Below are 23770 nucleotides of genomic sequence, written 5' to 3' on the forward strand. Positions count from 1 at the left end.
TGGGGGAGCTTCGCTCCACCCACGCCCCCTCAAAAGCAAGACCGCGGCGGGGGTTATCCGCGGGTGGAGAGTTCGGCGGTCAGGACGTTGGACAGCACGGCGCCGTCGTTGCGCACCTGCCGCAGGTACCAGCGCTGCAGCGGCGTGCGGGTCTGGGTGAACTGCCAGCCGCCGCGCGGGCTGTCGATCTGCCCCAGCCGGCCGATCGCCGCGTTGAGCTGGAACGAGTCGAGGTTGCGCGTGGCGTCCGTGATCGCCTTGTCCAGCACCGCGGCCGCGTCGTACGACGACATCGCGAACGTCGACGGCACCGTGCCGTAGGCCTTCTGGTAGTCGGCGATGAACCGGCGGTTGGCCACGTTGTCCAGGTCCGGCGAGTAGTTCAGCGCGGTGTAGATGTCCTTGGCCGCGTCGCCCTGCTGCTTGAGCACGTAGCCCTCGGTGAGGGCGCCGGTGCCGAAGAGCTTGAAGTCGCCGGGGAACTTCGCGTTGCGGTAGGCCTTCACGAACTCGATCGCGGAGGCGCCGCTGAACAGCGCGTACATCGACTTGGCGTTGGACGACTTGACCTGGTTGAGCAGGGCGGTGAAGTCCTTGCTGCCGTACGCCACGGTCCGCGCCTGCCCGGCGACGGTGCCCCCGGCGCTGCGGTAGGTCTCCACGAAGCTGGCCACGTCATCGTCGTCGCCGCCGGGGCCGGTCTGGCCGACGATGGCGAGCGGGCCACCGGCGTTGCCCGCGGCCCAGCGCGCGATGGCGGTGCCCGGCTCGTCCGAGACGAAAGACGTGCGCCAGATGTACTTCGGTCCGAGCGCCTGCAGCGCCTTGGGCGACGCGTTGGAGCCGATCAGCGGGATCTTGGCGTTCTCGATGTCCTCGCGCATCGCGAGCATCGCGGCGGGGTTGGCCACGCCGGTGATGGCGAGGACCTTCTCGTCCTTGATGAGCTTGTTCGCCGCGGCCTTACCGCTGTCGGCGCTCTCGCCCTCGTCGGCCTTGACCACCGTCACCTGGCGGCCGCCGAGCCGGCCGTCGTGCTGGTTCACGTAGAGGGAGAAGCCGTTGTCGAGCTCGTTGCCGAAGTCCTTGAACATGCCCGTCTGCGGGACGATCATGCCAATCTTGATCGGGGGCCCGCTCGGCACGGCCGTGCTGTCGGACGAGTCGTCGGAGCTGCTGCATGCGGACAGGATCGGCGCGGTCAGGCCCGCCGCACCCGCGGCCGCGAACAGCCGGAGTGCCTGACGGCGGTTCAGGTGGGACACGTGCTTTTCCTCCCCGGGACCCCGCAAGACGCGGGCGTCGACTGCCCGCGCTCTCGCGAGCCACGAGCCTACAACCCACGGTGCGTTCTACCGCCATCGCGCCGGACAGTCAATCGCCGTCCGCGGCCTCGCCCCTGGTCAGTGTCCCGAATGCGGCGAGCACGGCGGGCCACGCGCGCGAACCGGGATCGATGACGCCGAAATGCTCGACGTCGGCCAGCTCGACCAGCGTGGCGTCGTCCCCGGCCCGGCGCGCGGAGCGGCAGTAGTCGCGGGACAGCTCGACCGGCACGATGTCGTCGAGCACGCCGTGCACGACCACGGTGCGTACACCCGAGGGCAGGTTCCGCATCGGATCCGCCGACTGATAGGCGTCCGGCACGGTGTCGGGGCCGCCGCCGAGCAGGTCGGCCACGGCGCCCTCGTCGAGGTCGAGCTGGTAGGCGCGGGCGAGATCGGCCACCGGGGCCAGGGCGACCACCCCGCCGACGGCGTCGGGTGCGACCGCGGCGTACCAGAGCGCGAGGTGCCCGCCCGCCGAGTGGCCCGCCAGGATCGGCCGGTCGACCGACACCGGCAGCAGCCCGCGGTGCGCGACCTCCTTGGCCAGCTGATCCGGCACCGCCACCGCCGCCGCGGCCACGTCCGAGAACGTCCCCGGCCATCCGCCGCCGGGCTGCCCGGTGCGTCGGAACTCGATCGTCGCCACGGCGTATCCCCGGGCCGCGAGGTCAGCGGCGAGCGGCCCCGCGTGCGCGCGATCCCACTGATGGCGCCAGAACCCGCCATGCACAAAGAGCACGAGCGGCGCATTCGGTACTGCGGGCAGGCGCACGTCCGCCACATGATCCGGATGTTCGCCGTACCGCAGCGTGAAGTCCGGCGGCGGGGCCGGACGGCTCAGTACGTCCCGCGGATCACTCGTCACCGGCAGACGTTATCGCGTCACGAAGGGTGGCAACAGGGGCCGGATCGGCACCCCTTCGTGGTTGTCGGTGGGAGGCGTGGGTAAGACTTGGAGCCATGGCAGAAGAGGCGCAGGACGAGTCGCGCACCGTGCTGGTCGTCGGCCCGGACGGGCGGCCGCTGGGGACGATGTCCACCGGCGACGACGAGAACGCGGAAGACCCGAGCAAGCTGATCGAGCAGCCGGCCAAGGTGATGCGCATCGGCAGCATGATCAAGCAACTGCTCGAGGAGGTCCGCGCCGCCCCGCTCGACGAGGCCGGCCGGGTCCGACTCAAGGAGATCCACCGCCGCTCGATCACCGAGCTTGAGGACGGCCTCGCCCCGGAGCTGCGCGACGAGCTGGAGCGCCTGTCGCTGCCCTTCGACGGCGACCGCACCCCGAGCGAGGCCGAGCTGCGCATCGCCCAGGCCCAGCTCGTCGGCTGGCTGGAGGGCCTCTTCCACGGCATCCAGGCGGCTCTGGTGGCCCAGCAGATGGCCGCCCGCGTGCAGCTCGAGCAGATGCGCGGCCGACCGGCGCTCATGGGCGGCCCGGGCGGCACCCCCGGCCAGCCAGGCGGCCCGACGCCGTCCGGCACCGGCCAATACCTGTAACCACCCCTCGCGAGGCGGGTCCGATTGGGCCCGCCTCCCGCTTGTTGAGCTGCGGATATGTCGGGCTTCGTGCCTCAGCCCGACATATCCGATTTATCGCCTGACGGGTTATAAATCCGGCTCGTTGCTGACCCGCGCTCGGGCGAGCCGCGTGGAAGCAACCCGCACGAGGAGAGGCCCCACGAGGAGAGGCCGCCCGTGAGAGAGGCCGCGCGCAGGAGAGGCCGCGCGAGGAAGCCGCGTGAGGAACAGGACCGCGCGAGGAAGCCGCGCGAGAGAGGCCGCGCAAGGAAGCACCGCGCGGCGTGGGGAACGGCGCGGCGTGGGGAACGGCGCGGCGTGGGGAACGGCGCGGCGCGGGGAACGGCGCGGCGCGGGGAACGGCGCGGCGCGGGGAACGACGCAACGCGGGGAACGACGCAACGCGGGGAACGACGCAACGCGGGGAACGACGCAACGCGGGGAACGACGCAACGCGGGGAACGACGCGGCGCGGGGAACGACGCAACGCGGGGAACGACGCAACGCGGGGAACGACGCAACGCGGGGAACGACGCAACGCGGGGAACGACGCAACGCGGGGAGCCGCGCGAAGCAGACACCGCGCGACGTGGGGAGCCGCGCGGGTTCAGAAGCCGAAGAGGCGTTCCAGGTATTCGGCGACGCCGTCGTCCTCGTTGCTGTAGGCAGTCACGTCGTCGGCCGCCGCCCGGACCGCCGCGTGCCCGTTCAGCATTGCCACGCCGCGGCCGGCCCAGGTCAGCATGGGTAGGTCGTTTGGCATGTCGCCGAAGGCCACCACCTCCGCCGCCGCAGCCGAGTGGGTGCGAGCCACGCGGGACAGGGCTGAGGCCTTGGTGACGCCGGCCGCTGAGACCTCGACCATGCCGCTCGACGAGGAATTGGTGGCCTCCGCGATGCCGGTCAGGCATGCGCCGACCCGGGCGGTGAACTCGTCCGGGGCCTGTACGCCCGCGCGGACCAGGAGTTTCGCGGCCGGGCGGGTCAGGATCTCGTCCAGCGTGGCCGGGCCGACCGACTCGTGGTCGGCCTCCCACGGGCCGACCGGAAAGCTCGGCTCGTGACGCATCTGGCGACCCCCGTCGCGCTCCACCGCGAAGACGACCTCCGGCACCTCGGCGCGCAGCCGGGCGCAGGCCTCGGCCAGGATCGGGGCCTCCAGCGGCGCGCTGTGCACGATGGTGTCGGTGGCCGGGTCGTACGTGGCCGCGCCGTTGGCGCAGATCGCCAGGGCGGGGATGCCCAGCTGGGAGTAGACGGGGAAGATCCACCGGATCGGGCGGCCGGTCACCAGGACGATGACCACGCCGGCCTCGTGGAGGCGCCGGAAGACCTTGACGGTGCGGGGGCTCACGGTGCGGTCGCTGCGGACCAGGGTGCCGTCGAGGTCCGTAGCTACCAGTTTCACAGTTTCAACATAGCGTCGAGGTACGTGGCCACGCCGTCCTCGTCGTTGGTGAGCGTGGTCTCGTCGGCCAGGGCGCGCAGCTGGGGGTGGGCGTTGGCCACGGCGACGCGGCCGAAGCCGGCCCAGCGGAACATCGGGATGTCGTTGGGCATGTCGCCGAAGACCAGCACGTCGCCCGGGTCGATGCCGAGCGCGGTGGCCACCACCATGAGGCCGGTGGCCTTGTCGACGCCGGGCGGGCAGATCTCGATGTACCCGAGGCCGGCCTGGGTCACGGTGGCCATCTCGGCCGGGATGATCCGCTGCGCGGTGGCCAGCAGCTCGTCGACGTCGCAGGCGGGGTGGCGGGCGAAGCCCTTGATGACCGGGCCGGTCAGGCACTCGGCGCGCACGCGGGCCTCGACGGCGTCGTAGCGCCAGTTGGGGTCGGCGTCGCCCCACAGCGGGGCGTCGTGGTGGTCGCCGGCCTCGATGAGGACGGACAGGGTGCCCATCTCCCGCTCCAGGCGGGCCAGCACGTCGGCGAGCACGGCGCCGGGCAGCCGCTCGTCGCGCAGGACGACCGGGTGCTCGGGCTCGCGCATGTCGAGGACCCGGCTGCCGCCGCCCATGACGAGGAAGTCGGCGGCGGGGATGTCGTGGCGGACGAGCCCGGTGAGGCGCGGGCCGCGACCGGTCGCGCCGACAACGTGGATGCCCGCCGCTCTGACCCGCTCGAGGACCTCGCGCGTGTATGCGCTCACCGTCTCGTCGCTGCGCACCAGGGTGCCGTCGAGGTCGGTCGCGATCAGCTTGGGGAGGCCTGAGATTCGCATCGTTGCTGCTCCTTCCGCACGAGCGGGGCAGCAACCGTACCTCTCGGATCCCGACCGGTGACAGGCTGCGAATAAAACTCGACCGAACGTTTACTGGAACGTCGGCGGTACGGGGGTCACCGTGAGCTCCAGCGCCTCGCCCGTCGGCGGCTCGTCGACCGCGCGCCGCGAGCCGAGCAGCCACCCGCCCGATCCCGGCGCACGCACGGCCACGACCAGGGCGGCGGCGAGCACGAGGGCCGCCGCGTAGGCCAGGAGATACCCCGGACCGGTCTCGGACTGCGGATTCACCATCAGCAGGAACGAGAAGTCGCCGTTGCCCATGTGGTCGATGACGCTCTTGAGCCCGACGAGCACGAGCACGTTCGCGGCGAGCAGGCCGCCCGCGACGCCGGCCCCGATGCGCCGCGCGGCCGGGCCGGCGACCGCCAGCACCACGGCGATGGCGGTCAGCGCGCCCGCGAGTGTGAGCAGGTAGACAGTGACATGGGCGCCGCTGAGGTACGTCAGCGGCACGTCGACCGACCGCTGGACCGTCGAGTCCGGGGCGATCACCGCGCCCTCTTCGGCCAAAGCGGTGCGTCCGCCGAGGGCGAAGGAGCCCCAGGGCAGGTACTGCGCGGAGATCGCCAGCCCGAACCCCACCGCCAGCAGCGAGAGGGCGAGGATGTTCGGGCGTCGACGCACAGACGGTACCGAAGCGGGATCTTCTGCTCTTGGCACCTCGACCGCCGGTGCGGGAGCGAGGATCTCCGGCATGGACGCGGGCTGCTCAGGCATGCCCCGCATCGTAGAGCCCGGACGGGCCGGATGGGACCTGCGCACGGGCGCGGCCGATCGCGATGAACCCGCAGGCGAAGCCCAGCGGCGGCAGCGACGCGAGGCCGAGCCAGCCGCCCGCCGCCGCCCGGCCCTCGGAGGTCGTGATCAGGCCGACGACCACGAAGGCGGTCAGCACCGACAGGATCGGGCCGGCCACCCCGGCGAACTTGCGGCCCCGGCCGACGCCCATCGCCGCGGTGCCGAGTAAGGCCCAGAGCGAACAGAGGAACAACACGTACCAAAGTCCGTGTGGCAGGTTGAGGATCGTGGTGCTGCCCATCCACGGTACGACGACGGACGCACCCCCACCGATCAGGCCGAACAGCGCCAGCCAGCCGCCGATCAGCACCAGTTTGCGCTGCATCGCCACAACCCCCATCCGTTCGCCGGGCTCGTCCCACGGCAGACACGGAATGGACTAGCGTCTGGTTCATGCCTACTCGCACTTCATCCGCCCGCTGGGAGGGAGACCTCCGCTCCGGCAACGGCACGGTCTCCACCGGCTCGGGCACCTTCCAGGGCAACTACTCGTTCCCGTCCCGTTTCGAAGAGGGCAAGGGCACCAACCCCGAGGAGCTCGTGGCGGCCGCGCACGCCGCCTGCTACTCGATGGCGCTGTCCAACGGCCTCGCCAAGGCCGGCTTCACCCCGACGTCGGTCGAGACCTCGGCCGCGGTGCACCTCGGCCAGGTCGACGGCGGCTTCGCCATCACCCGGATCGATCTCACGACCCGCGGTGACGTGCCCGGCATCGACGCCGCCGAGTTCGAGAAGCAGGCCCAGGACGCCAAGGCCGGCTGCCCGATCTCCAAGGCGCTCGCCGCCGTCGAGATCACGCTGGACGCTCAGCTCGTGTGATCTTCTGATCTTTCGCCATTCGTTGTTGAGAGGGTTCCCGTTTTCGGGGACCCTCTTTCGCATGCCGGTACGGATGAGCAAGGAGCGCTTCGAGGAACTCGTCGGGGAGGCCCTCGACGAGGTGCCCGAGGAGTTGCTCGACCTCATGGACAACGTGGTGATCCTGGTCGTCGACGACGCTCCCCCGGAGGATCCGGACCTCCTGGGGCTCTACGAGGGGCACGCGCTCACCGAGCGCGGCTGGGACTACGCCGGCGTCCTGCCGGACCGGATCTCGATTTACCGCAAACCGATCCTCGCCATCTGTGACGATGAGGACGACGTGGTGGAGGAGGTGGCGATCACGGTGGTACACGAGATCGCCCACCACTTCGGCATCTCCGACGAGCGGCTGCACGCGCTGGGCTGGGACTGATTACCGACGGAACGCGTCTTTCCGATGGTCGGACTTGCGTCAACCATCTACCGTCACTGTGCGGTTCAAAGTGCGTCTTCGAGAGGACTACCCATGCGCAGTGCGCTGTTCGCCGCCGAAAACATGGAGAAGGAGTCGCAGCAGCCGGGACTGCGGTTGCAGAACTCCAAGCTGCTCAAGGCCGAGCTCAACGGCGAGATCATGGCTCGCCAGGGCTCGATGGTCGCGTACCAGGGTCAGGTCCAGTTCCAGGCGCTCGGCTCGGGCGGCATGGGCAAGTGGCTCAAGTCCAAGCTGACCGGCGAGGGCGTGCCGCTGATGAAGTGCAGCGGCCGCGGTGACGTGTTCTTCGCCGACCGCGCCGCCGACGTCCACCTCATCGACCTCGAGCAGGGCGACGCCATCTCGATCAACGGCGCGAACGTGCTCGCGTTCGAGTCGACGCTGCAGTACGACATCAAGATGGTCCAGGGCATGGGCATGATGTCCTCGGCGGGCCTGTTCAACTGCGTCTTCACCGGCCGCGGCCGGCTCGCGATCACGACCAAGGGCACCCCGGTCGTGCTGACCGTCGACCAGCCGACCTACGTCGACCCGCAGGCCGCGATCTGCTGGTCGGCGACGCTGCAGACCGGCTACCACCGCGCCGACCAGCTCGGCCTGGGCACGCTGCTCGGCCGGTCCACCGGTGAGGCTTTCACGATGAGCTTCGCCGGCCAGGGCTTCGTGGTCGTGCAGCCGTCGGAGGAGCCCCCGCCCGGGGCCGCCCAGTCCCAGCAGCAGCAGGGTGGCGTCCTCGGCGGCCTGCTCGGCGGCTGACGCCCGCTCAGCGGTCGTTGCGAAAGGGCCGCGAATCAGACGAATCCTCCCCTCGGGAGCGACGACGACGGCGCCGCGGACCGAGGGGGTCCGGGTGGAGCGGAGCTCCCCTGGGAAGAAAAGTTCAGGAGCCCCGCCACCGGGAGGTGGCGGGGCTGTTCTTGTTCGCTACGCTGCGCGGCGTGCGAGGTGACATCTTCAAGGCCGAGAACATGGCCCAAGCTCCGACCCAGGCAGGCATGAGCCTGCAGCACTCCAAGTGCGTCAAGTACGCCGTCAACGGCGAGGTCCTGGCTCGCCAGGGCGCAATGGTCGCGTTCCGTGGCAACCTCGGGTTCGAGGTCAAGAGCCAGGGCGTCGGCAACTTCCTCAAGCGCGCGGTCACCGGCGAGGGCGTGTCCCTCATGGCCGTGCGCGGCCAGGGCGAGGTCTGGTTCGCCTCCGGGGCGGCCGACTGCTTCATCCTGGACATCGAGCCCAACGACGCCCTCTCCATCAACGGGCGCAACGTGCTGTGCTTCGATCCGTCGCTGCGGTACGACATCCAGATGGTCAAGGGCGCCGGCATGTTCGGCGGCGGCCTGTTCAACTGCGTCTTCACCGGTCAGGGCCGGCTCGCCATCGTATCCGAGGGCGCGCCGATCGTGATCCCGGTCAGCCCGCAGGCCCCGGTCATGGTCGACACGGACGCCATCGTCGGCTGGTCCAGCAGCCTGCAGACGAGCATCCAGAAGAACCAGAGCCTCAAGTCGATGCTGCGCGGCGGCTCGGGCGAGCTCTTCCAGCTGGCGCTGCACGGCCAGGGCTTCGTGATCGTCCAGCCCAGCGAGGGCAAGCCGGCCCCGGCCCAGCAGAGCAGCGGCGGCATCCTGGGCAGCGTCCTCAGCGGCTGACCGTCACGACCCTCGCACGACGCCCCGGTGAGACCTCCGATGATTCAGGCGGTCTCACCGAGGCGGATGCGGGACAACCACGCCGCCGCGTCGGCGAAGTCGGCGTCCGCCAAACCCGGAGCCGGAGGCGGCGGCGCGTCGCTGTGCGGCGCCCGCGGGTAGGAGCCCAGGAAGCGCACGTCGGCGCAGATCCGGCGCAGCGCCTGCAGCGCCTCGCCCATCTGCAGGTCGGCGACGTGCCCGCCGCAGTCGAGGAAGAACACGTAGCGCCCCAGCCGCTCCCCCGTCGGGCGCGACTCGATCCGGGTCATGTTGATGCCGCGCACCGACAGCTCGGTCAGCACCGCGAGCAGCGCGCCGACCCGGTCGTGGGCGATGTACACCGCCAACGTCGTCAGATCGTCGCCCGTCGGCGGGGGCGGCGGCCCGGGCCGGGACACCAGCGCGAAGCGGGTCATCGCGTCCGGGTTGTCGGCGATGTCCTTGGCCAGCACGTGCAGCCGATAGCGCTCGGCCCCGATCTGCGCGCAGATCGCCGCGTCGAACTCGCCCTCGGCCGCCCCGATCGCCGCCGCCGCGTTGGACAGCACGTCGACCACGGCCGCACCGGGCACGTGGTCGCGCAGCCAGGTGCGGCACTGGGTGCCGGCCTGCGGGTGGGCCGCGACCGAGCGGATCTCCGGCAGCGGGCGGGCCTCCCGGGACGCGAGCACGAACTGCACCGGCAGGATCACCTCGCGGGTGATCATGAGCGGCTCGCCGTTGGCCAGCTCGTCGAGGGTCACCCCGACCTGGCCGCCGATGGAGTTCTCCAGCGGCACGAGCGCCGCGTCGGCGTCGCCGTTGCGCAGCGCGTCGAGGCACTCGGGGACGCTGCGGGCGGCGGTCAGCGCGCCGCGGCCGGCCGCCGGGATGGTCTTGAGCGCCTGCTCGGAGAAGGTGCCCTCCGGGCCCAGGAACACGAACCGCGTCGGTGGCACACCAGGCATGCTTGCCAGCCTAGTGACTGCCGCGGGCGGCCGGATCACTGGTCGGCGCAGTCCACCGCATCGAGAAACGCGGCGGGGGCGGTCGCGCGCACCTCGACCGTGCAGGGGGCCGTGCCGGCGGTCACCACGGTGAGCGCGTTCGGGCTGCCCTTGGTGATCACCTGGAGCGGCTCGCTGCCCGTCACGTTCAGCACGGTGTACTGCCACACCCCCGAACAGACCGGCTCCTTCTGCACGGACACGCCGTTGCCGGCGGGGAGGTTCGCGCGCACCTTGCGTACCGCCGCGATCACCTGGGCGGAGGTGGGACGGCCGGCGCAATAGGTCACATACTGCTCGGAGAACCCGCTCGGGCTGGGGCTGGTCGTGGCGCTCGGGACCGGGGCGGTGGTCGCCTCCGGGGCCGGCGGCAGCACCGGCACGAGCGGCTCCTGGCTGAGCAGGCTCGGCTTCACCTGGGGCGGCGCCGTCTGGGCCGTGTCGTTCCGGCAGGCGGACAGCAGGAATCCAAGGCTGACGATGGCCAGTACGGCCGCCCCGGTGCGCATGCGCCCATCGTAGGAGTGCGCGGAGGGCGCCGGAAGTCAGGTCGTGACGCGATGACCGGCGGCACTGAGGGCACTGAGGGCCTCGTTCAGCCGCACCGCCGGGACCAGCAGATAGTCGGTGTCGAAGGTCGAGAAGGCGAAGATGTTCACCCGCGCTTCGGCCAGCGGCGAGACGATCGAGGCAAGGATGCCCGTCAATGCCAGCTGGACCGGCCCGGCCACCCGCAGGCAGCGCCACGGCGTCTCGACGGTCGCCCCGGCCGGCACCCGTTCGGCCGGGCAGAGGATGGAGACCTCCTCCGGGGTCCACGTCACCGAGATGACGCCCTCCCCGGCCACGCCGGCCTCGGCCAGGCCCGCGGGCACGGCGGATCCGGCCGGCAGACGGCAGATCGCGTAGTCGCCCGGCAGGAGCGCAAGGTCCAGCATGACAAGGAGATTACGGTCTGAACGCGCTCCGTGGCGGCCTGCGTGACGACAGTAACTCCATATTGACCACGCCATTGACGAGGCCGGTCGATCAGCCGATCGAATAGACCTCAGTTGATGAGCGAGAAGAACGTCAGCGAGCCGACGGTCTTGCCGTCCTCGGTCAGCGGCGTGGCGATGGCGTCGAAGGTGCGCGGGTCCTCGCCGCACTGGATGCGGACCAGCCCGCGCGCCAGCCGGCCCGAGGTCAGCGCCAGCACCGGGGCCAGCCGCGCGACCTCGTTCTGCTCCAGCGGCATGCCGTCGGCGAAGTCGAGCACCGCCAGCGCACCGCCGGCCTCCGCCAGCAGGGGCTTGCCCACCGGCGAGACCGGCAGGCCCAGCAGCTCCTCGAGCGACACGGACATCGCCACCACGGTCTGCTCGACGTCGATCACCAGGCAGGCCTCGGCCGCGCCGTTCACGGTCGCGGCCCAGCGCTCCAGTGCCGTGTCGGCGGGGGGCAGGTCGGGGATGGTGAATTCGACGTGCTGCGGCACAGCGCCTCCTCAGGCACCGGACGTGCGAAAAGCGAAGGGGCACCGGACATGCGGAGAGCGTCCGGCCACCTCGAAGAGGCTACTCCGCGTGACCCCGCTTGTCAGTGCCCACCTGCTCGCCGTCGCGGTACCAGCGGTAGCCCTCGGCCAGCTGCCCGTAGTCCGCCTGGTACCAGGTCGCGGGGTGCATGGCGAGGTGGAAGACCTTGTCCACGGTCTCCGTCGCGAGCCGCTGGCCCCGGGCGTTGAGCACGCGCGGGAGCTCGTGGTAGGCGGTGACCAGGCAGCCCTTGGGCACGCCGTAGAAGCTGATCTTTCCGCTCCCGGCGAACGCCAGCACGGGCATCACGGGGATGGAGACGCCGGCACTGCGGGAGAGCGCCTCGGAGGCGGCGCGCGCCTCGCGGCGGGCCTCCTCGACGTAGCGCGGCCGCCGGCCGTCGATCTGGACCACGTCTCCGGCGAACGCGACCCGGCTGCGCCCGTGGTCCTTGACCGTCACGGCGAAGACGCCGCCCGGTCCGACCGCCAGGAAGCTGGTGCGCTCGACCCCGCCGAGCTCGCGGAGGTCCAGCACGTGCCACTCTTCGCCGAGGTGGCCGATGAGGGTGCCGACCCGCCGGTAGAGCCGGCTGTGGGCCGCCTCCTCCCGCCGTGTCTCGCGCTCCGCCCTTCGGGTTCGGACCCAGTCGATGGGGGTCGACCGGCCCGCGTCGGCAATGACGCGATCTTCGAACCCTTCGGGCTGCGAACCTTGACCGCGGTACAGGACGTCGGTCATCTCGCACACCTCCGATGTCGCCGCTTCGGTTGCGTGTGTGTCCAAACACCGTACGTGACCGCGAGCACAGTCGGCATCCTTGAGTGGTGAGAATGACATGGAGTGACTGGGATGAATGCCACATTCACGGCGCCTCATGAATTTCACATAGCGCCAACCAGACGATATCGGATCGACCGTTAGGGTGACCCTATGAGTGTCGACACAGAGGTCGGACGCCTGGTCACGGTGCTTCTGCACCGTCCGGGAGCGGAGCTGGCGCGACTGACTCCGCGCAACAACGACTCGCTGCTCTTCGACGGTATCCCGTGGGTCGGGCGGGCCCAAGAAGAACACGACACCTTCGCCGCGGCACTGCGTTCACGCGGGGTCGAGGTGCTGTATGTGGCGACCCTGCTGGCCGAGACGCTGACCATCGCCGCGGCCCGGGCGGAGGTGAGCGCGGCCGTCCTCGCCGACTTCCGGCTCGGTGACACCCTGCGGGAGCGGGTGGCGGCCCACCTGGACGCGCTGGCGCCCGCGGAACTGGCCACCACGCTGGTGGCCGGGCTGAGCCGGGCCGAGCTGGGCCTGGAGGGCGGCCGGGCCGGGCTGGTGCACGCGCTCATGGCACCCGGCGACTTCGTCATCGACCCGCTGCCCAACCTGCTGTTCACGCGGGACTCATCGGTGTGGATCGGGCCTCAGGTGGCCGTCACGAGCCTCGCGATGCACGCCCGGGCCCGCGAGACCACGCTCACGCACGCGATCTACCGGCACCATCCTCGTTTCGCCGGTACCGCCCTGCTGTACGACCCCTCGCTGGAGCACCTGGAGGGCGGCGACGTCCTCCTGCTCGCCCCCGGCGTGCTGGCGGTCGGCGTCGGCGAGCGGACCCGTCCCTCGGGCGCCGAACGGCTCGCGCGGCGCTGCTTCGCGGCCGGGCTGGCCCACACCGTCCTGGTCGTGCCGATCGCCCAGGAGCGGGCCACGATGCACCTCGACACCGTGTGCACCATGGTCGACGTCGACGCGGTCGTGATGTACCCCAACGTCGCCAGCACCCTGCGAGCCTGGACCCTCACGGCGGAGTCGTGCACCGGCCCGGCCCCGTTCCTCACCGCCGCGGCCGCCGCGATGGGCATCGACACGCTGCGGGTCATCGACACCGGCCTCGACCCGGTGACGGCCGAGCGGGAGCAGTGGGACGACGGCAACAACACCCTGGCGATCGCGCCTAGGCTCTGCGTCGCCTACGAGCGAAACGTGGAGACCAACGCGCAGCTGGAGCGCCACGGCATTGAGGTGATCCGGATCCCCGGGTCGGAACTGGGCTCGGGCCGGGGCGGACCGCGCTGCATGTCCGCCCCGATCAACCGTGCCGCGAATGGTCTTTCGGGCACTCTTGAATACCGTTCGATGTCCTGAAAAGCAGTGGGGGAGCTTCGCTCCACCCACACCCCCTCAAGACCGCACCGGGGCCCTCGTTCAGCGGAGCGGTTGAAGCCGGCCGATGAGGCCTTGTTTGCTGCGGCGCTCGGTGGCGGTCAGCGGGTCGGTGATGGCGAGGGCTTCCTGGTACCGCCGGCTGAACTGCGCCACCGGCTCCTCCCAGTGCCCCGCCTCGATCTCCAGCGGCAGGTCCCACACCGGCGCGAGGAGGCCGTGGGCGCGGAACATGCCCGCGAACTTGGTGTCGTCGCCGAGCAGCAGCCCGCCGCCGGCCGAGAGCCGGGACAGGGCGTCCAGGGCGCGGTCCTCGTCGTCGCCGAGCACCAGTCGCACGTGGGAGCGGTCGGTGACCTGGCACCAGTACGTGGCCGGGGCGGCGGCCAGCTTCACGGTCGGGAAGATGCTCGCGTTGGCGCGCTCCAGCGAGGCGCGCACGTTCGGGTCGTCGGTGGCGTTGTCGTCGAGCCAGAACTCGAAGCCCTCGTGCACCGTGATCTCGAGCGGGGCGTTCTCGATCACGTCCTGCAGGCGGTCGCCGAGGCCGGGCAGAGCCGGGATGTCGACGGCCTGGCCGGTCGGCGTCTCCAGCCCGCACTGCAGGGCCACCGCGAGGTCGCGCGAGACGTCACCGGACTGCACGTGCCGCTGCAGGCCGATCAGCACGCGCCCGTCGGGCTTGGTCATGGCCGGCCACGCCATCGGCAGGACGGTCGCGAGGGTGACCGGGCGGTCGCCGTACTTCTCGGCGAACGCGGGGGCCAGCTTCAGCGGGGCCGAGGCGGCCGGCACCAGCTCTCGCAGGGCGACCCACTCGGGCTCGTCGGCCAGGCCCTGGAACGGGCGGCCGACGTACACGTCGCGGATCTTCTCGCGCTTCTCGCCGCCGGCGCGGCCACGGGGGGTCTTCGCACGCTTGCTCACGGCGATCCACACTAGGCCTTCACGCACCGCGACGCGCAGACACCACCGTCAACGCGCGCATCACTCACCCGGAGCGGTCCCACAAACCGGGCAAATCGGCTTAAAGCGTAGCCCACACGCATTGGCCTAGGCCGTCGCGCTCGACGCCCCAGCCGCTGGCGAGTGCCGCGACGATGGTCAGGCCGCGGCCGTCCAGGGAGTCGGGGCCGGCCACGCGCATCTGGGGGCCGGCCGGGGAGCCGCCGTCGGTCACGCGGATCTCCAGCGTGCCGTCGCCGAGCAGCCGCCACGCGACGCGGATGACGTCACCGGGCAGCGGGGCGGCGTGCCGGACCGCGTTGCCGACCAGCTCCGCCGCGATCGCGACGGCGTCGTCCAGCCGCTCGGCCGGGACCAGGGTGTCCAGCTCGTCCGCGAGCCGGTGCCGGGCGACGTGGGCGCCCCGGGCGTGATGGGGCACGACGACGCACCAGGCGCGCGGTTCCGCGACGGTTGTGGACACGCTCTCAAGCCTCCCCGGGGCCGTCGGCGTCAGCTCGGGGCAGTCGCACCTCGGCGACGGTCCCTCCCCCTCGACGTGGTCGCAATGATACCCATCCATGTTGACGCTCGACGATCCGGCGAACCAGGTACAGCCCCAGTCCCACCCCGCCGCTCGAGCGCTGGTCGCCCGTCTCCAGTTGCCAGAACCGGTCGAAGGCGCGCTCGACGTGCTCGGGCCGGATGCCGATCCCGCGATCGGAGACGCGGAACCAGACGGTTTGCGGGTCGGCGCCCGCGGTCAGCTCGATCTCTACCCAATTCGGCGAGTATTTACCCGCATTCGTAACTAATTCCGCCAAAATCGTGGCGAGGCTGGCCCGGTCCCCCCGCGTCTTGGGCAGCGCGTCGGGCAGCTCCACCCGCAGGTGCCGGCGCTGGTCACCGCTGAGCTCCTCGACCGCGCCGGCCAGCGACTCGACGAGGTCGAAGGGCAGCAGGGTGGTCGACTCGATCGCCTGCCCGTCGTCGCCGACCGCGTTGAGCAGCCGGTCGACCAGGCGGCTGAGCTCGCGGGCGCGCTGCCCGACGATCGTGATGGCCTCGCGGCGGGACGCCTCGGGGAGGGACTCCCAGTGGTCGACCAGCGTGTCGGTGTACCCCCGGATCACCGTCACCGGCGTGCGCAACTCGTGCCCGGTGAGCGCGATGAACAGGTCGCGCCCGTCCGACGGCTGCTCCGGGCGGGCCCGGAAGGACACCGCGAGGTCCTCGGACCCCGGGATCCGGGCCGTGCGGATCTCGATCCAGACACCCGAGGGCAGCTTGTGCGCGATCGTGGCGTCGCCGGCCGGCAGCGGGAACGGCCACGGCTCGCCGAGCACGGTCTCGGCCGGCCGCGAGGTGAGCAGGGCCGCGGGCGGGTTCCAGGTGCGGACCCGGTGCTCGGGGTCCAGCAGGGCGAACGGGCCGTCGGCGGGGGTGACCGCCGGGCCGTCGGAGTAGACCGGAAGTCCGCGCCCCAGGCCGTACTGCAGACCGATGAACGAGGAGAGAAAGCCCAGCGCGGCCCGTTGCCGCTCGTCCGCCGCCCCGTCCGGGTCGCGGTAGCCGACCAGCAGCACCCCGGCGCCGGTCCCGTTGGCGGTGACCTCCGAGGCCATCACCCGCTGCATGCCCCGGTTGGCCAGCAACTGGCCGCCGGCGGTGCCGATGAGGCTGCTGGGGAACTCGCGGACCCGGGTGCCGAACCGCAGCAGGCCGCGCACGGCGGGGTGGATGAGATCGATGGGGCGCCCGAGGGCCCAGTCGAGCTCGCCGGCGGCGGCGACCACCCGGCCCATGTCCGCCGCGTACTCGATGAACGCCGCACCCGAAGCGCCGGTGACCGCGACGGCCACCTCGACGGAGCGCTGCAGGCCGGGCAGTCCGCCGCCACCGGAGTTCAGCGCCTCGGTGACCTCCGCGAGGCCGCCGAACACGGCGCCGGACTCGTCCGGTGCGGCATCGACCATGCTGCGAGTCTGCCTCGCATACCGGCCCCGCGAAAGGTTGATGTGGAAAGTTGAGTGACCTAGGACTGGTGGCGGAAGGACATTCGGGCACCGTTGACTACCGTTCGATGTTCTGAAAAGCGGTGGGGGAGCTTCGCTCCACCCACACCCCCTCAACAGCGCGGCGGGGTCTAGTTTCGGTGACCGAGCTCGCGCAGACGGTCCATCACGTAGGCCGGGCGGTCGGAGATGATGCCGTCGACGCGCAGCTTGACGACCAGGTCGACCTCGTCCGGTTCGTTCACGGTCCACACGTAGACCGGGTGCCCGCGCCGGTGCAGCCGCTCGACGAGCTCCGGTGCGGCGCGCAGCAGCTGCACCCCGGGGCCTCCGATGGAACTGCCCGGTGGGAGCCGGCCGATGCGGCTCGGCACCGACCAGACGTCGATGAGCATCACGGTGGGCAGGTCCGGGGCCTGCTGGTGGACGCGCTTGACGGCGTTGGTCGAGAACGACATGACGGTCACCTGGAGCGGGCGCTCGGGATCCGGGCGATCCAGGCCGTACCGCCGCAAAAGCCGCAGCAGGGCCGCTTCGACCGCTCCGCCGTACCGGACGGGGTGTTTGGTCTCGATGAGCACCCGCATCGGGCGGCCGGCGTCGGTGGCCACGCCGAGCAGCCGGTCGAGGGTGAGCAGGCGGCCCCGCACCCGCTCGTCGCCGTGGCTGCGCTCGACGATCAGCTCGTTGGGCGGGTCGGCCCGCCAGGAGGCGAAGTCGAACCGGTCCAGCTCGGCCAGGGTCTGGGTGCTGACCCGGCCCTTGCCGTCGCTGGTCCGGTCGATGCGCGAGTCGTGCAGGCAGACGAGGTGGCCGTCGCGGGTGAGCCGCACGTCGCACTCCAGGCCGTCGGCGCCCTCCTCGATGGCGAGCAGGTACGCGTCGAGCGTGTGCTCGGCGTGCGTGCGCGACGAGCCGCGGTGCGCGAAGACCAGCGGCCGCCAGCCGCCGGCGCCCTCAGACGACGCGGGGAGCACCGCCGTCCTCGCTCACCATGGCCCGGCCGGTCGCTTCCCAGCTCTGCATGCCGCCGCCGACGTTGATCGCGTTGTCCACGCCGTTCTGCTGCAGGAACTGCACGACCTGGGCCGAGCGCCCGCCGACCCGGCAGACCACGAACACCTCGCGGTCGGTCGGAATGTCGCCGAGGCTGGCCGGAATCTGCATCATCGGCACGTGTACGGCGCCGGGCGCGTGGCCCGCCGCCCATTCGTCGTCCTCGCGCACGTCGAGGAGGTAGGCGTCGTCCGCGATGTCACCGACCGAGGCGGTCGGGATGGATGGTCCCCTGAACACCGTTTCAGGCTATCCGGCGGCCCGGAGTCACATGTGGTTGACCCAGGTGGGGTTCTCGACCGCCCACGAGTCGAGCAGGTCGTCGCGCATGGCGGTGTAGAGCCCGTCGGCCTCGTTGAGCGCCACCACGTAGGAGATGCCGCCGATGTCCTGCGGCTCCGAGGGCACCTGCAGCCCGATCAGATTGCTCGGGCTCACGTTGCGCAGCGCGAACATCAGGTCGGCCAGCGAGACGCCGTTGGTGTCCACGGTCAGCGCCTGGCCGATCGCCCGGATGAACTTGTCCAGCGCGATCGGGTTGGTGGTGAGGTCCTTCTCCTGGGCCTTGTCGAGCATCGCCCGGATGAACTTCTGCTGGTTCTTCTGGCGGTCGTAGTCGCCGTTGGCGAGGCTCTTGCGCTGCCGGACGAGGTCGAGCGCCTGGTACGACTCCAGGTGGTGGCAGCCCGGCTCGTAGACGGCCGGGTGGCCGCCGTCGGCCGGCGAGAGGTAGTTGCCCTGGTCGTCCCAGCCGAGGTGGATCGAGGTGACCTTCTGGTCGATGCACATGTCGACGCCGCCGAGCAGGTCGACCGCGGTCTTGAAGCCGTCGAAGTCGACGATCGCGGCCCCGTCGAACTGGATGCCGAGCAGGCCGTGCAGCGTCTCGGCGAGCAGCTGGACGCCGCCCTCCCCGCCGCCGCCGTGCTGGAAGGCGCCGTTGATCTTCTCGTGCGTCGAGCCGCGGAAGTTCGTGGCCGGGAAGGGCGGGATCGCCACCCGCAGGTCGCGCGGGATCGACAGCAGGTAGGCCCGGTCCATGGTGGCCGGGATGTGCACGATGATGATCGAGTCGGACCGCTGGCCGTCCTCCGGGTCGAGGGCGCGCAGGTCCGAGCCGAGCAGCAGGAAGTTCAGCGGGCCGGTGACCGTGTTGTGGTGGGTCTCGGCGGGCGTTCCGGCCCGCGAGTTCTCACCCAGCAGGGTCCGTTGGTTGATTGCCCCGGTGTACCGCTTGTTCAGCGCGTTGACCCCCGCGACGGCGGTGCCGGAGACCAGCACGACGACCAGCCCGAGGGCGATCAGCAGCCGGGCCCAGATCGGGTCACGACCGGGAAGTTTCACCTTCTTGGATTTCCCGGATCGCTCGGGTTCAATCACGGGTGGCACATCGGCGGCGGCGCCGTCCGCGGTGCTCAACTCGCTCTGCATGCCTGCCCCCGAGCCAACCCGCCCGCGCTACGGCGGGAATCCATACGAGTCTACTTTCGCGAGCACGAATGTGCTGACCGCGAAGCCGGTGAACGATCCCCGGGAAGTCGTCAATGAGGCGATTTCTACTCGTTCACCCGGCGTGGGGGCAATGAGATGTAGACGACAGCCCGGGCATGCAACCCCGCACCAGGGGGGACATGCCCGGGCTTTTCCGATTTACGCCGGTACTACTTCGCCTTCGACGGTGCCGCCGACGGCTTCGGGCCGTTGGTGGCCATCCAGTCGGCCATCTTGTCGTTGCGCACGGCGTCGTAGAGCGAGGTCGCCTTCTCCTTGTCCGGCACCACGACGTCCTCGCCGCCGATCTTCTTGCTGCCGTCGTTCGGGCTGACCATGAACGTGAGGTCGTCACTGCGGAGGTTGCGGAATTGCAGCGCCATGTCGGCCAGCGAGAAGTCCTTGTCGACGGTCATCGCCTTGGTGACGGCCTTGAGGAACGAGTTGAGCTTGGTCGGGCTGGTCACCGTGCCGGAGCTGACCGCCTTGTCCAGGATGGCCTTCATCATCTCCTGCTGGTGCCGCATGCGGGCGAAGTCGCCGTCCGCGAACTGGTAGCGCTGCCGCGCGTAGTCCAGCGCCTCGTCGCCGTTGAGGTGGTTCATGCCCTTCTTGAACTGCCGCTTCGGCGGGTGGATCGAGGTGATGTCCTTCTCGATGTTCATGTCGATGCCGCCGAGCGCGTCGATGACCTGCTTGAAGCCGCCGAAGTCGATGAGCAGCACGTGATCCATCCGGACCTTCGTGTACTCCTCGATCGTCTGCACGGTCAGCGGTGTGCCACCCCACGAGAAGGACGCGTTGAGCTTGGCGTTCGTGTTGCCGTACGGCGTCGTCTTGCTCTTGGGGATGTGCACGTAGAGGTCGCGCGGCATCGAGATCAGGTAGGCCTTCTGGTGATCGGCCGGGATGTGCAACATGATCATCGTGTCGGTGCGCCACTCGCCCGCCTTGCCGCCGTTGTCGGGGTCGCGGGAGTCGCTGCCCAGCAGCAGGATGTTCAGCGCGCCGTCGGCCACCTTGGGCGGGCGGCCGTCGGTGATCTGCGAGAACGGGTCGTCGCGGTTGAGGCCGGCGTCGACGTTGCGGTAGTAGATGTACCCGCCGAGCCCGGCGAGCAGCGCCAGCACGAGGATGCCGGCCCCGGCGACCAGGGCGATGCGGCCCCAGCGCGGGCGGATCTTCTTGCGGCCGGAGTACTGGCCGCCGTTCCCGGGCGTGCGTCCGGGACGGTCGGGCGGCGGCGGTGAACCCGGCCGGCCGTACACGCCAGGCGACGACGGGCTCGTAGGGGCGTTGGCTCGGGAGACGCGGGCACGGGCGCCCGACGTCGGAGTGAGCGCGCCGGGCACCGAGGCGCGACCCGAGGACGGGCCGCGAGAGGCGGGCGTGGTGGGCATACATCCACGATACGAACCCCGCGCCGCCACGCCACGTAAGCGCGGCGGGCGCGGCACGAACCCGGGAGAGCTCAGCGGTTGCGGAAGTACTCCACGGTGCGCGCGAGTCCCTCTTCCGGGCCCACGGTGGGCGCGTAACCGAGCAGCTCACGGGCCTTGGTCAGGTCGGGGCGGCGGCGCTCCGGGTCGTCCGCGGTGCGGGCGATGAGCGCCACCCGGGAGGAGCTGTCGCAAATCCGCACGATCGTCTCGGCCAGCTCGAGCATCGTCATCTCGTGCGTGGTGCCGCAGTTGACCGGGCCGGTCTCGCCCGAGTCGAGCAGCAGCAGGATGCCGCGCACGAGGTCGGAGACGTAGGTGATCGAGCGGGTCTGGGTGCCGGTGCCGTGCACCGTGATCGCCTCGCCGCGCAGCGCCTGCGAGATGAAGGTCGGGATGGCGCGGCCGTCGTCGGGGCGCATGCGCTCGCCGTACGTGTTGAAGATCCGCACGATGCCCACGTCGGCGCCCCGGCGGCGGTGGTAGCCCATGACGGCCGCCTCGGAGAACCGCTTGGCCTCGTCGTAGACGCTGCGGATGCCGATCGGGTTGACGTTGCCCCAGTAGGTCTCGGGCTGCGGGTGGACCAGCGGGTCACCGTACGCCTCGGAGGTCGAGGCCATGATGAACCGGGCGCCGTCGTTGACCGCGCGCTCGAGCAGCTGGAGGGTGGCCAGCGAGCCGACCCGCAGGATCTCGATCGGCAGCGACTCGAAGTCGGTCGGGCTGGCCGGCGAGGCGAAGTGCATGATCGCGTCGAAGCGCGCGCTCAGGGCGTCGACGGCCGGCAGCGGCTCGGTGACGTCCGCCTCGACCAGCGTGAAGCGCGGGTTGTCGTGCAGATGCGCGACGTTGTCCTTACTCCCCGTAAGGAAGTTGTCGACCACGACAACCTCGGCCCCTCGGGCGATCAGGGCATCCGCGAGGTGGGAGCCGACAAACCCGGCACCACCGGTCAGAAGAACACGGTGACCCTCGCCGTAACGCTGCGCAACGACCATGACCGACAGCCTAGCGTGTCCCGGTACGGGGCCCGGGGGCTCGGCGGCGCCCCCGGACCCAGCACTCATCTGGATCGGATCGTCAGTGCGCGCCGGCGCCGGTCAGCGACCGGGCCTCCAGCTCCGCGTACTTCTTGGGGTCCCGCTCCTTGCTGGTCATCGCCCCGATGGCGGCGAAGATGAACCCGATCGGGATCGAGATCAGCCCCGGGTTCTCCAGCGGGATCGGCGCCGCCGTGGTGCAGCTGAACAGCGCCGTGGCGTTGGAGACCTCCTTCGACGTCTGGGCCACCCCGCACTCCTTGGCCTGGGCCGCGGTGAGCGTGGCCGGGGTGCGGGCGTCGCTGACGCCGCCCCAGGCGATCGGGCTCATCAGCACCACGCCGACGGCCGAGATGAGGCCGGCGTAGATGCCCCAGGTCGCGCCGCGGGTGTTGAACCGCTTCCAGAACAGCGAGAACAGGATCGCCGGCAGGTTCGCCGACGCGGCGATCGCGAACGCCAGCGCCACCAGGAAGGCGACGTTGAGGTTGCGCGCGACGATGCCGAGCACGATGGCCACGGCGCCGATCACGAACGCCGAGTACCGCGCGACCACGACCTCCTGCCGCTCGTCCGTCTGGCCCCGCTTGATCACGTTGGCGTACAGGTCGTGCGCCAGCGAGGACGAGGAGGCCAGGGTGAGCCCGGCGACCACGGCGAGGATGGTGGCGAAGGCGACCGCGGCGATGATGGCCAGCAGCAGCGAGCCGCCGAAGTCACCGCCGAGATAGTCCTGCCCCAGCACTTGGGCGAGCTGTGGTGCGGCCGTGTTGCCGGCCGCGTCCTGCGCGACGATCGCCTGGCGGCCGACCAGCGCCGCGGCACCGAAGCCCAGCGCCAGGGTCATCAGGTAGAACACGCCGATGAGGCCGATCGCCCAGACGACGCTCTTGCGGGCCGCCTTGGCGTTGGGGACGGTGTAGAAGCGGATCAGGATGTGCGGCAGGCCGGCGGTGCCGAGCACCAGGGCCAGGCCGAGCGAGATCAGGTCCAGCTTGCTCACCAGGGTCGCCGTGGCGTTCCCGGCGAACTCGCGGCCGTAGCGCAGCCCCGGTTCCAGGAACGACTCGGTCGGGTTGCGGCCCGACTTCGCCGCCGCCTCGCCGAGCAGGCTCGACAGGTTGAACTTGTAGTGCGCGAGGACGAGCAGGGTCAGCACCAGGGCGCCGATCATCAGCATGAACGCCTTGACGATCTGCACGTAGGTCGTGCCCTTCATGCCGCCGACCGTGACGTACACGATCATCAGCACGCCGATGAGCGCGATCGTGACGATCTTGGCCGTCTCCGCGCTCATGCCCATGAACGTGTCGCCGGCCTTGATGCCCAGCAGCAGGGCCACGAGGGCGCCGGCACCGACCATCTGGGCGAGCAGGTAGAAGATCGACACGATGATCGTCGAGATGCTGCCCGCGGTGCGCACCGGCGCCTGCCGCATGCGGTAGGCGAGCACGTCGGCCATCGTGTAGCGGCCCGAGTTGCGCATCAGCTCGGCCACCAGCAGCAGCGCGACCAGCCACGCGACCAGGAAGCCGATGCTGTAGAGGAAGCCGTCGTAGCCGTTGAGCGCGATGATGCCGGCGATGCCGAGGAAGCTGGCGGCCGACATGTAGTCGCCGCCGATCGCCATGCCGTTCTGGAAACCGCTGAACGAGCGGCCGCCGGCGTAGAAGTCAGCCGCCGTCTTGTTCTGCCGGCTGGCCCAGATGGTGATCCCGAGGGTGACGCCGACCAGGATCACGAACAGCGTCAGGGTCAGCGTCCGCTGGGTGGTCACCGAGGCTGCGGCGAGAATGTCAGGCATCGGCGTCTCCATCCGTCACCGGGGCGGCGGCCGGGGCCGGGGTGCCCTCGATCTTGGCCCGCAGATCGTCGGCCAGCGGGTCGATCCGGCGCTCGGCGTACCGCGCGTAGAGCCACGCGATGAGGAACGTCGAGACGAACTGCAGCAACCCGAAAATCAGGGCGACGTTGATGTGCCCGACGACCTTGGCACTCATGAAGTCGCGGGCGTATGCGGACATCAGCACGTACAGCGCGTACCAGACCAGGAACGCGGCGGAAACGGGAAACACGAAGCGGCGCAGCGTGCGGCGCAGCGTGTCGAACTCCGGCGTGTTGGCGACGGCGACGTAGCGGTTCTCGTCGGCATCCGTGCCGGCCGGGGTCTCGGTGCTCATGGTTGATCACC

General features: G+C 70.6%; 26 protein-coding genes and 1 pseudogene. 6 read left to right on the plus strand and 21 right to left on the minus strand.

The window, feature by feature from the left end; translation table 11 throughout:
- Window positions 1–53: 53 nt before the first annotated feature.
- Window positions 54–1265, minus strand: coding sequence for an ABC transporter substrate-binding protein (locus tag ACQP00_RS51825; protein ID WP_433212090.1), 1212 nt, complete (start codon window positions 1263–1265; stop codon window positions 54–56).
- A gap of 109 nt (window positions 1266–1374) precedes the next feature.
- Window positions 1375–2193 carry an alpha/beta hydrolase family protein gene (locus ACQP00_RS51830; RefSeq protein WP_433212093.1) on the minus strand — a complete coding sequence of 273 codons (819 nt, stop codon included), beginning with the start codon at window positions 2191–2193 and terminating at the stop codon, window positions 1375–1377.
- A gap of 95 nt (window positions 2194–2288) precedes the next feature.
- On the opposite strand from ACQP00_RS51830, the gene ACQP00_RS51835 reads away from it, so the two are divergent.
- The gene (locus ACQP00_RS51835; protein WP_433212096.1) at window positions 2289–2828 is read left to right on the plus strand and encodes a bacterial proteasome activator family protein; all 540 of its coding nucleotides are present in this window, start codon (window positions 2289–2291) and stop codon (window positions 2826–2828) included.
- A gap of 628 nt (window positions 2829–3456) precedes the next feature.
- Here the strand turns inward: ACQP00_RS51835 and ACQP00_RS51840 are convergent.
- The 4 genes from ACQP00_RS51840 to ACQP00_RS51855 form a co-directional block, all read right to left on the minus strand.
- Complete coding sequence (locus ACQP00_RS51840) at window positions 3457–4257, minus strand: HAD family hydrolase (RefSeq protein WP_433212099.1); 801 nt, start codon at window positions 4255–4257, stop codon at window positions 3457–3459.
- Window positions 4254–5072: an HAD family hydrolase gene (locus tag ACQP00_RS51845; protein WP_433212102.1), complete on the minus strand. Its 819-nt coding sequence runs from the start codon at window positions 5070–5072 to the stop codon at window positions 4254–4256. The genes ACQP00_RS51840 and ACQP00_RS51845 overlap by 4 nt, the downstream gene beginning before the upstream one ends.
- A gap of 90 nt (window positions 5073–5162) precedes the next feature.
- The gene (locus ACQP00_RS51850) at window positions 5163–5852 is read right to left on the minus strand and encodes a hypothetical protein (RefSeq protein ID WP_433212105.1); all 690 of its coding nucleotides are present in this window, start codon (window positions 5850–5852) and stop codon (window positions 5163–5165) included.
- The gene (locus ACQP00_RS51855) at window positions 5845–6258 is read right to left on the minus strand and encodes a hypothetical protein (protein WP_433212108.1); all 414 of its coding nucleotides are present in this window, start codon (window positions 6256–6258) and stop codon (window positions 5845–5847) included. The genes ACQP00_RS51850 and ACQP00_RS51855 overlap by 8 nt, the downstream gene beginning before the upstream one ends.
- Before the next feature lie 68 nt (window positions 6259–6326).
- On the opposite strand from ACQP00_RS51855, the gene ACQP00_RS51860 reads away from it, so the two are divergent.
- From ACQP00_RS51860 to ACQP00_RS51875, 4 genes are all read left to right on the plus strand, one after another.
- Window positions 6327–6752, plus strand: coding sequence for an OsmC family protein (locus ACQP00_RS51860; protein ID WP_433053785.1), 426 nt, complete (start codon window positions 6327–6329; stop codon window positions 6750–6752).
- 61 nt (window positions 6753–6813) lie between these two features.
- Window positions 6814–7167: a metallopeptidase family protein gene (locus tag ACQP00_RS51865; RefSeq protein WP_392803063.1), complete on the plus strand. Its 354-nt coding sequence runs from the start codon at window positions 6814–6816 to the stop codon at window positions 7165–7167.
- Between the two features lie 93 nt (window positions 7168–7260).
- Entirely contained in the window at window positions 7261–7986 is a 726-nt protein-coding gene (locus ACQP00_RS51870; protein WP_433212111.1) for an AIM24 family protein, read from the plus strand.
- A 182-nt stretch (window positions 7987–8168) separates the two neighbouring features.
- A complete protein-coding gene (locus tag ACQP00_RS51875) occupies window positions 8169–8879 on the plus strand; it encodes an AIM24 family protein (protein ID WP_433053791.1) in 711 nt (236 codons plus the stop codon).
- Window positions 8880–8923: 44 nt separating this feature from the next.
- Here ACQP00_RS51875 and pheA read toward each other — a convergent pair whose 3' ends face one another.
- The 5 genes from pheA to ACQP00_RS51900 form a co-directional block, all read right to left on the minus strand.
- Window positions 8924–9868 carry a prephenate dehydratase gene (gene pheA / locus ACQP00_RS51880; RefSeq protein WP_433212114.1) on the minus strand — a complete coding sequence of 315 codons (945 nt, stop codon included), beginning with the start codon at window positions 9866–9868 and terminating at the stop codon, window positions 8924–8926.
- 35 nt (window positions 9869–9903) lie between these two features.
- Window positions 9904–10416, minus strand: a complete 513-nt coding sequence (locus ACQP00_RS51885) for a hypothetical protein (RefSeq protein ID WP_433212117.1) — start codon at window positions 10414–10416, stop codon at window positions 9904–9906.
- 36 nt (window positions 10417–10452) lie between these two features.
- Window positions 10453–10845: an ACT domain-containing protein gene (locus tag ACQP00_RS51890; RefSeq protein ID WP_433212120.1), complete on the minus strand. Its 393-nt coding sequence runs from the start codon at window positions 10843–10845 to the stop codon at window positions 10453–10455.
- Between the two features lie 110 nt (window positions 10846–10955).
- Window positions 10956–11384, minus strand: coding sequence for a hypothetical protein (locus ACQP00_RS51895; RefSeq protein ID WP_433212123.1), 429 nt, complete (start codon window positions 11382–11384; stop codon window positions 10956–10958).
- A gap of 79 nt (window positions 11385–11463) precedes the next feature.
- Entirely contained in the window at window positions 11464–12165 is a 702-nt protein-coding gene (locus ACQP00_RS51900; protein WP_433212125.1) for a hypothetical protein, read from the minus strand.
- Between the two features lie 192 nt (window positions 12166–12357).
- Between ACQP00_RS51900 and ACQP00_RS51905 the strand changes: the two genes are divergently transcribed.
- On the plus strand, window positions 12358–13572 hold the full coding sequence (locus ACQP00_RS51905) for an arginine deiminase (protein ID WP_433212128.1): 1215 nt from the start codon (window positions 12358–12360) through the stop codon (window positions 13570–13572).
- Between the two features lie 60 nt (window positions 13573–13632).
- On the opposite strand, the gene ACQP00_RS51910 is transcribed toward ACQP00_RS51905, so the two are convergent.
- The 10 genes and pseudogenes from ACQP00_RS51910 to ACQP00_RS51955 all read right to left on the minus strand — a co-directional run bounded on the left by ACQP00_RS51910 (window position 13633) and on the right by ACQP00_RS51955 (window position 23759).
- Entirely contained in the window at window positions 13633–14517 is an 885-nt protein-coding gene (locus ACQP00_RS51910) for a DUF5926 family protein (protein WP_433212131.1), read from the minus strand.
- A gap of 100 nt (window positions 14518–14617) precedes the next feature.
- A complete protein-coding gene (locus tag ACQP00_RS51915) occupies window positions 14618–15019 on the minus strand; it encodes an ATP-binding protein (protein ID WP_433212133.1) in 402 nt (133 codons plus the stop codon).
- Between the two features lie 4 nt (window positions 15020–15023).
- The gene (locus tag ACQP00_RS51920; RefSeq protein ID WP_433212136.1) at window positions 15024–16511 is read right to left on the minus strand and encodes a sensor histidine kinase; all 1488 of its coding nucleotides are present in this window, start codon (window positions 16509–16511) and stop codon (window positions 15024–15026) included.
- A gap of 170 nt (window positions 16512–16681) precedes the next feature.
- On the minus strand, window positions 16682–17527 hold the full coding sequence (locus tag ACQP00_RS51925) for a glycerophosphodiester phosphodiesterase (RefSeq protein WP_433212139.1): 846 nt from the start codon (window positions 17525–17527) through the stop codon (window positions 16682–16684).
- Window positions 17508–17846 (minus strand): rhodanese-like domain-containing protein, encoded by a 339-nt coding sequence (locus tag ACQP00_RS51930; RefSeq protein WP_433212142.1) that lies wholly within the window; start codon window positions 17844–17846, stop codon window positions 17508–17510. The genes ACQP00_RS51925 and ACQP00_RS51930 overlap by 20 nt, the downstream gene beginning before the upstream one ends.
- 27 nt (window positions 17847–17873) lie before the next feature.
- Window positions 17874–19037, minus strand: a complete 1164-nt coding sequence (locus ACQP00_RS51935) for an LCP family protein (RefSeq protein ID WP_433212145.1) — start codon at window positions 19035–19037, stop codon at window positions 17874–17876.
- Window positions 19038–19267: 230 nt separating this feature from the next.
- Window positions 19268–20497, minus strand: coding sequence for an LCP family protein (locus ACQP00_RS51940; RefSeq protein ID WP_433212148.1), 1230 nt, complete (start codon window positions 20495–20497; stop codon window positions 19268–19270).
- A 71-nt stretch (window positions 20498–20568) separates the two neighbouring features.
- Complete coding sequence (locus tag ACQP00_RS51945; RefSeq protein WP_433212151.1) at window positions 20569–21537, minus strand: NAD-dependent epimerase/dehydratase family protein; 969 nt, start codon at window positions 21535–21537, stop codon at window positions 20569–20571.
- A gap of 363 nt (window positions 21538–21900) precedes the next feature.
- Window positions 21901–23383 (minus strand): annotated as a pseudogene (locus ACQP00_RS51950) (solute symporter family protein); the annotation flags it as partial.
- Window positions 23376–23759, minus strand: coding sequence for a DUF485 domain-containing protein (locus ACQP00_RS51955; RefSeq protein ID WP_433212154.1), 384 nt, complete (start codon window positions 23757–23759; stop codon window positions 23376–23378). The pseudogene ACQP00_RS51950 and the gene ACQP00_RS51955, both read right to left, overlap by 8 nt.
- Window positions 23760–23770 lie beyond the last annotated feature (11 nt).

This window comes from Dactylosporangium sp. CS-047395, assembly GCF_050942185.1.
Classification (GTDB): Bacteria; Actinomycetota; Actinomycetes; order Mycobacteriales; family Micromonosporaceae; genus Dactylosporangium.

Bases quoted from the DNA above. Each gene is read 5' to 3' on its own strand.
- ACQP00_RS51905 (WP_433212128.1), top strand. From the start codon at position 12,358: ATGAGTGTCGACACAGAGGTCGGACGCCTGGTCACGGTGCTTCTGCAC.
- ACQP00_RS51865 (WP_392803063.1), top strand. From the start codon at position 6,814: ATGCCGGTACGGATGAGCAAGGAGCGCTTCGAGGAACTCGTCGGGGAG.
- ACQP00_RS51855 (WP_433212108.1), bottom strand. From the start codon at position 6,258: ATGCAGCGCAAACTGGTGCTGATCGGCGGCTGGCTGGCGCTGTTCGGC.
- pheA (WP_433212114.1), bottom strand. From the start codon at position 9,868: ATGCCTGGTGTGCCACCGACGCGGTTCGTGTTCCTGGGCCCGGAGGGC.
- ACQP00_RS51860 (WP_433053785.1), top strand. From the start codon at position 6,327: ATGCCTACTCGCACTTCATCCGCCCGCTGGGAGGGAGACCTCCGCTCC.
- ACQP00_RS51940 (WP_433212148.1), bottom strand. From the start codon at position 20,497: ATGCCCACCACGCCCGCCTCTCGCGGCCCGTCCTCGGGTCGCGCCTCG.
- ACQP00_RS51845 (WP_433212102.1), bottom strand. From the start codon at position 5,072: ATGCGAATCTCAGGCCTCCCCAAGCTGATCGCGACCGACCTCGACGGC.
- ACQP00_RS51900 (WP_433212125.1), bottom strand. From the start codon at position 12,165: ATGACCGACGTCCTGTACCGCGGTCAAGGTTCGCAGCCCGAAGGGTTC.
- ACQP00_RS51835 (WP_433212096.1), top strand. From the start codon at position 2,289: ATGGCAGAAGAGGCGCAGGACGAGTCGCGCACCGTGCTGGTCGTCGGC.
- ACQP00_RS51890 (WP_433212120.1), bottom strand. From the start codon at position 10,845: ATGCTGGACCTTGCGCTCCTGCCGGGCGACTACGCGATCTGCCGTCTG.
- ACQP00_RS51850 (WP_433212105.1), bottom strand. From the start codon at position 5,852: ATGCCTGAGCAGCCCGCGTCCATGCCGGAGATCCTCGCTCCCGCACCG.
- ACQP00_RS51885 (WP_433212117.1), bottom strand. From the start codon at position 10,416: ATGCGCACCGGGGCGGCCGTACTGGCCATCGTCAGCCTTGGATTCCTG.
- ACQP00_RS51920 (WP_433212136.1), bottom strand. From the start codon at position 16,511: ATGGTCGATGCCGCACCGGACGAGTCCGGCGCCGTGTTCGGCGGCCTC.
- ACQP00_RS51945 (WP_433212151.1), bottom strand. From the start codon at position 21,537: ATGGTCGTTGCGCAGCGTTACGGCGAGGGTCACCGTGTTCTTCTGACC.
- ACQP00_RS51955 (WP_433212154.1), bottom strand. From the start codon at position 23,759: ATGAGCACCGAGACCCCGGCCGGCACGGATGCCGACGAGAACCGCTAC.
- ACQP00_RS51870 (WP_433212111.1), top strand. From the start codon at position 7,261: ATGCGCAGTGCGCTGTTCGCCGCCGAAAACATGGAGAAGGAGTCGCAG.
- ACQP00_RS51935 (WP_433212145.1), bottom strand. From the start codon at position 19,037: ATGCAGAGCGAGTTGAGCACCGCGGACGGCGCCGCCGCCGATGTGCCA.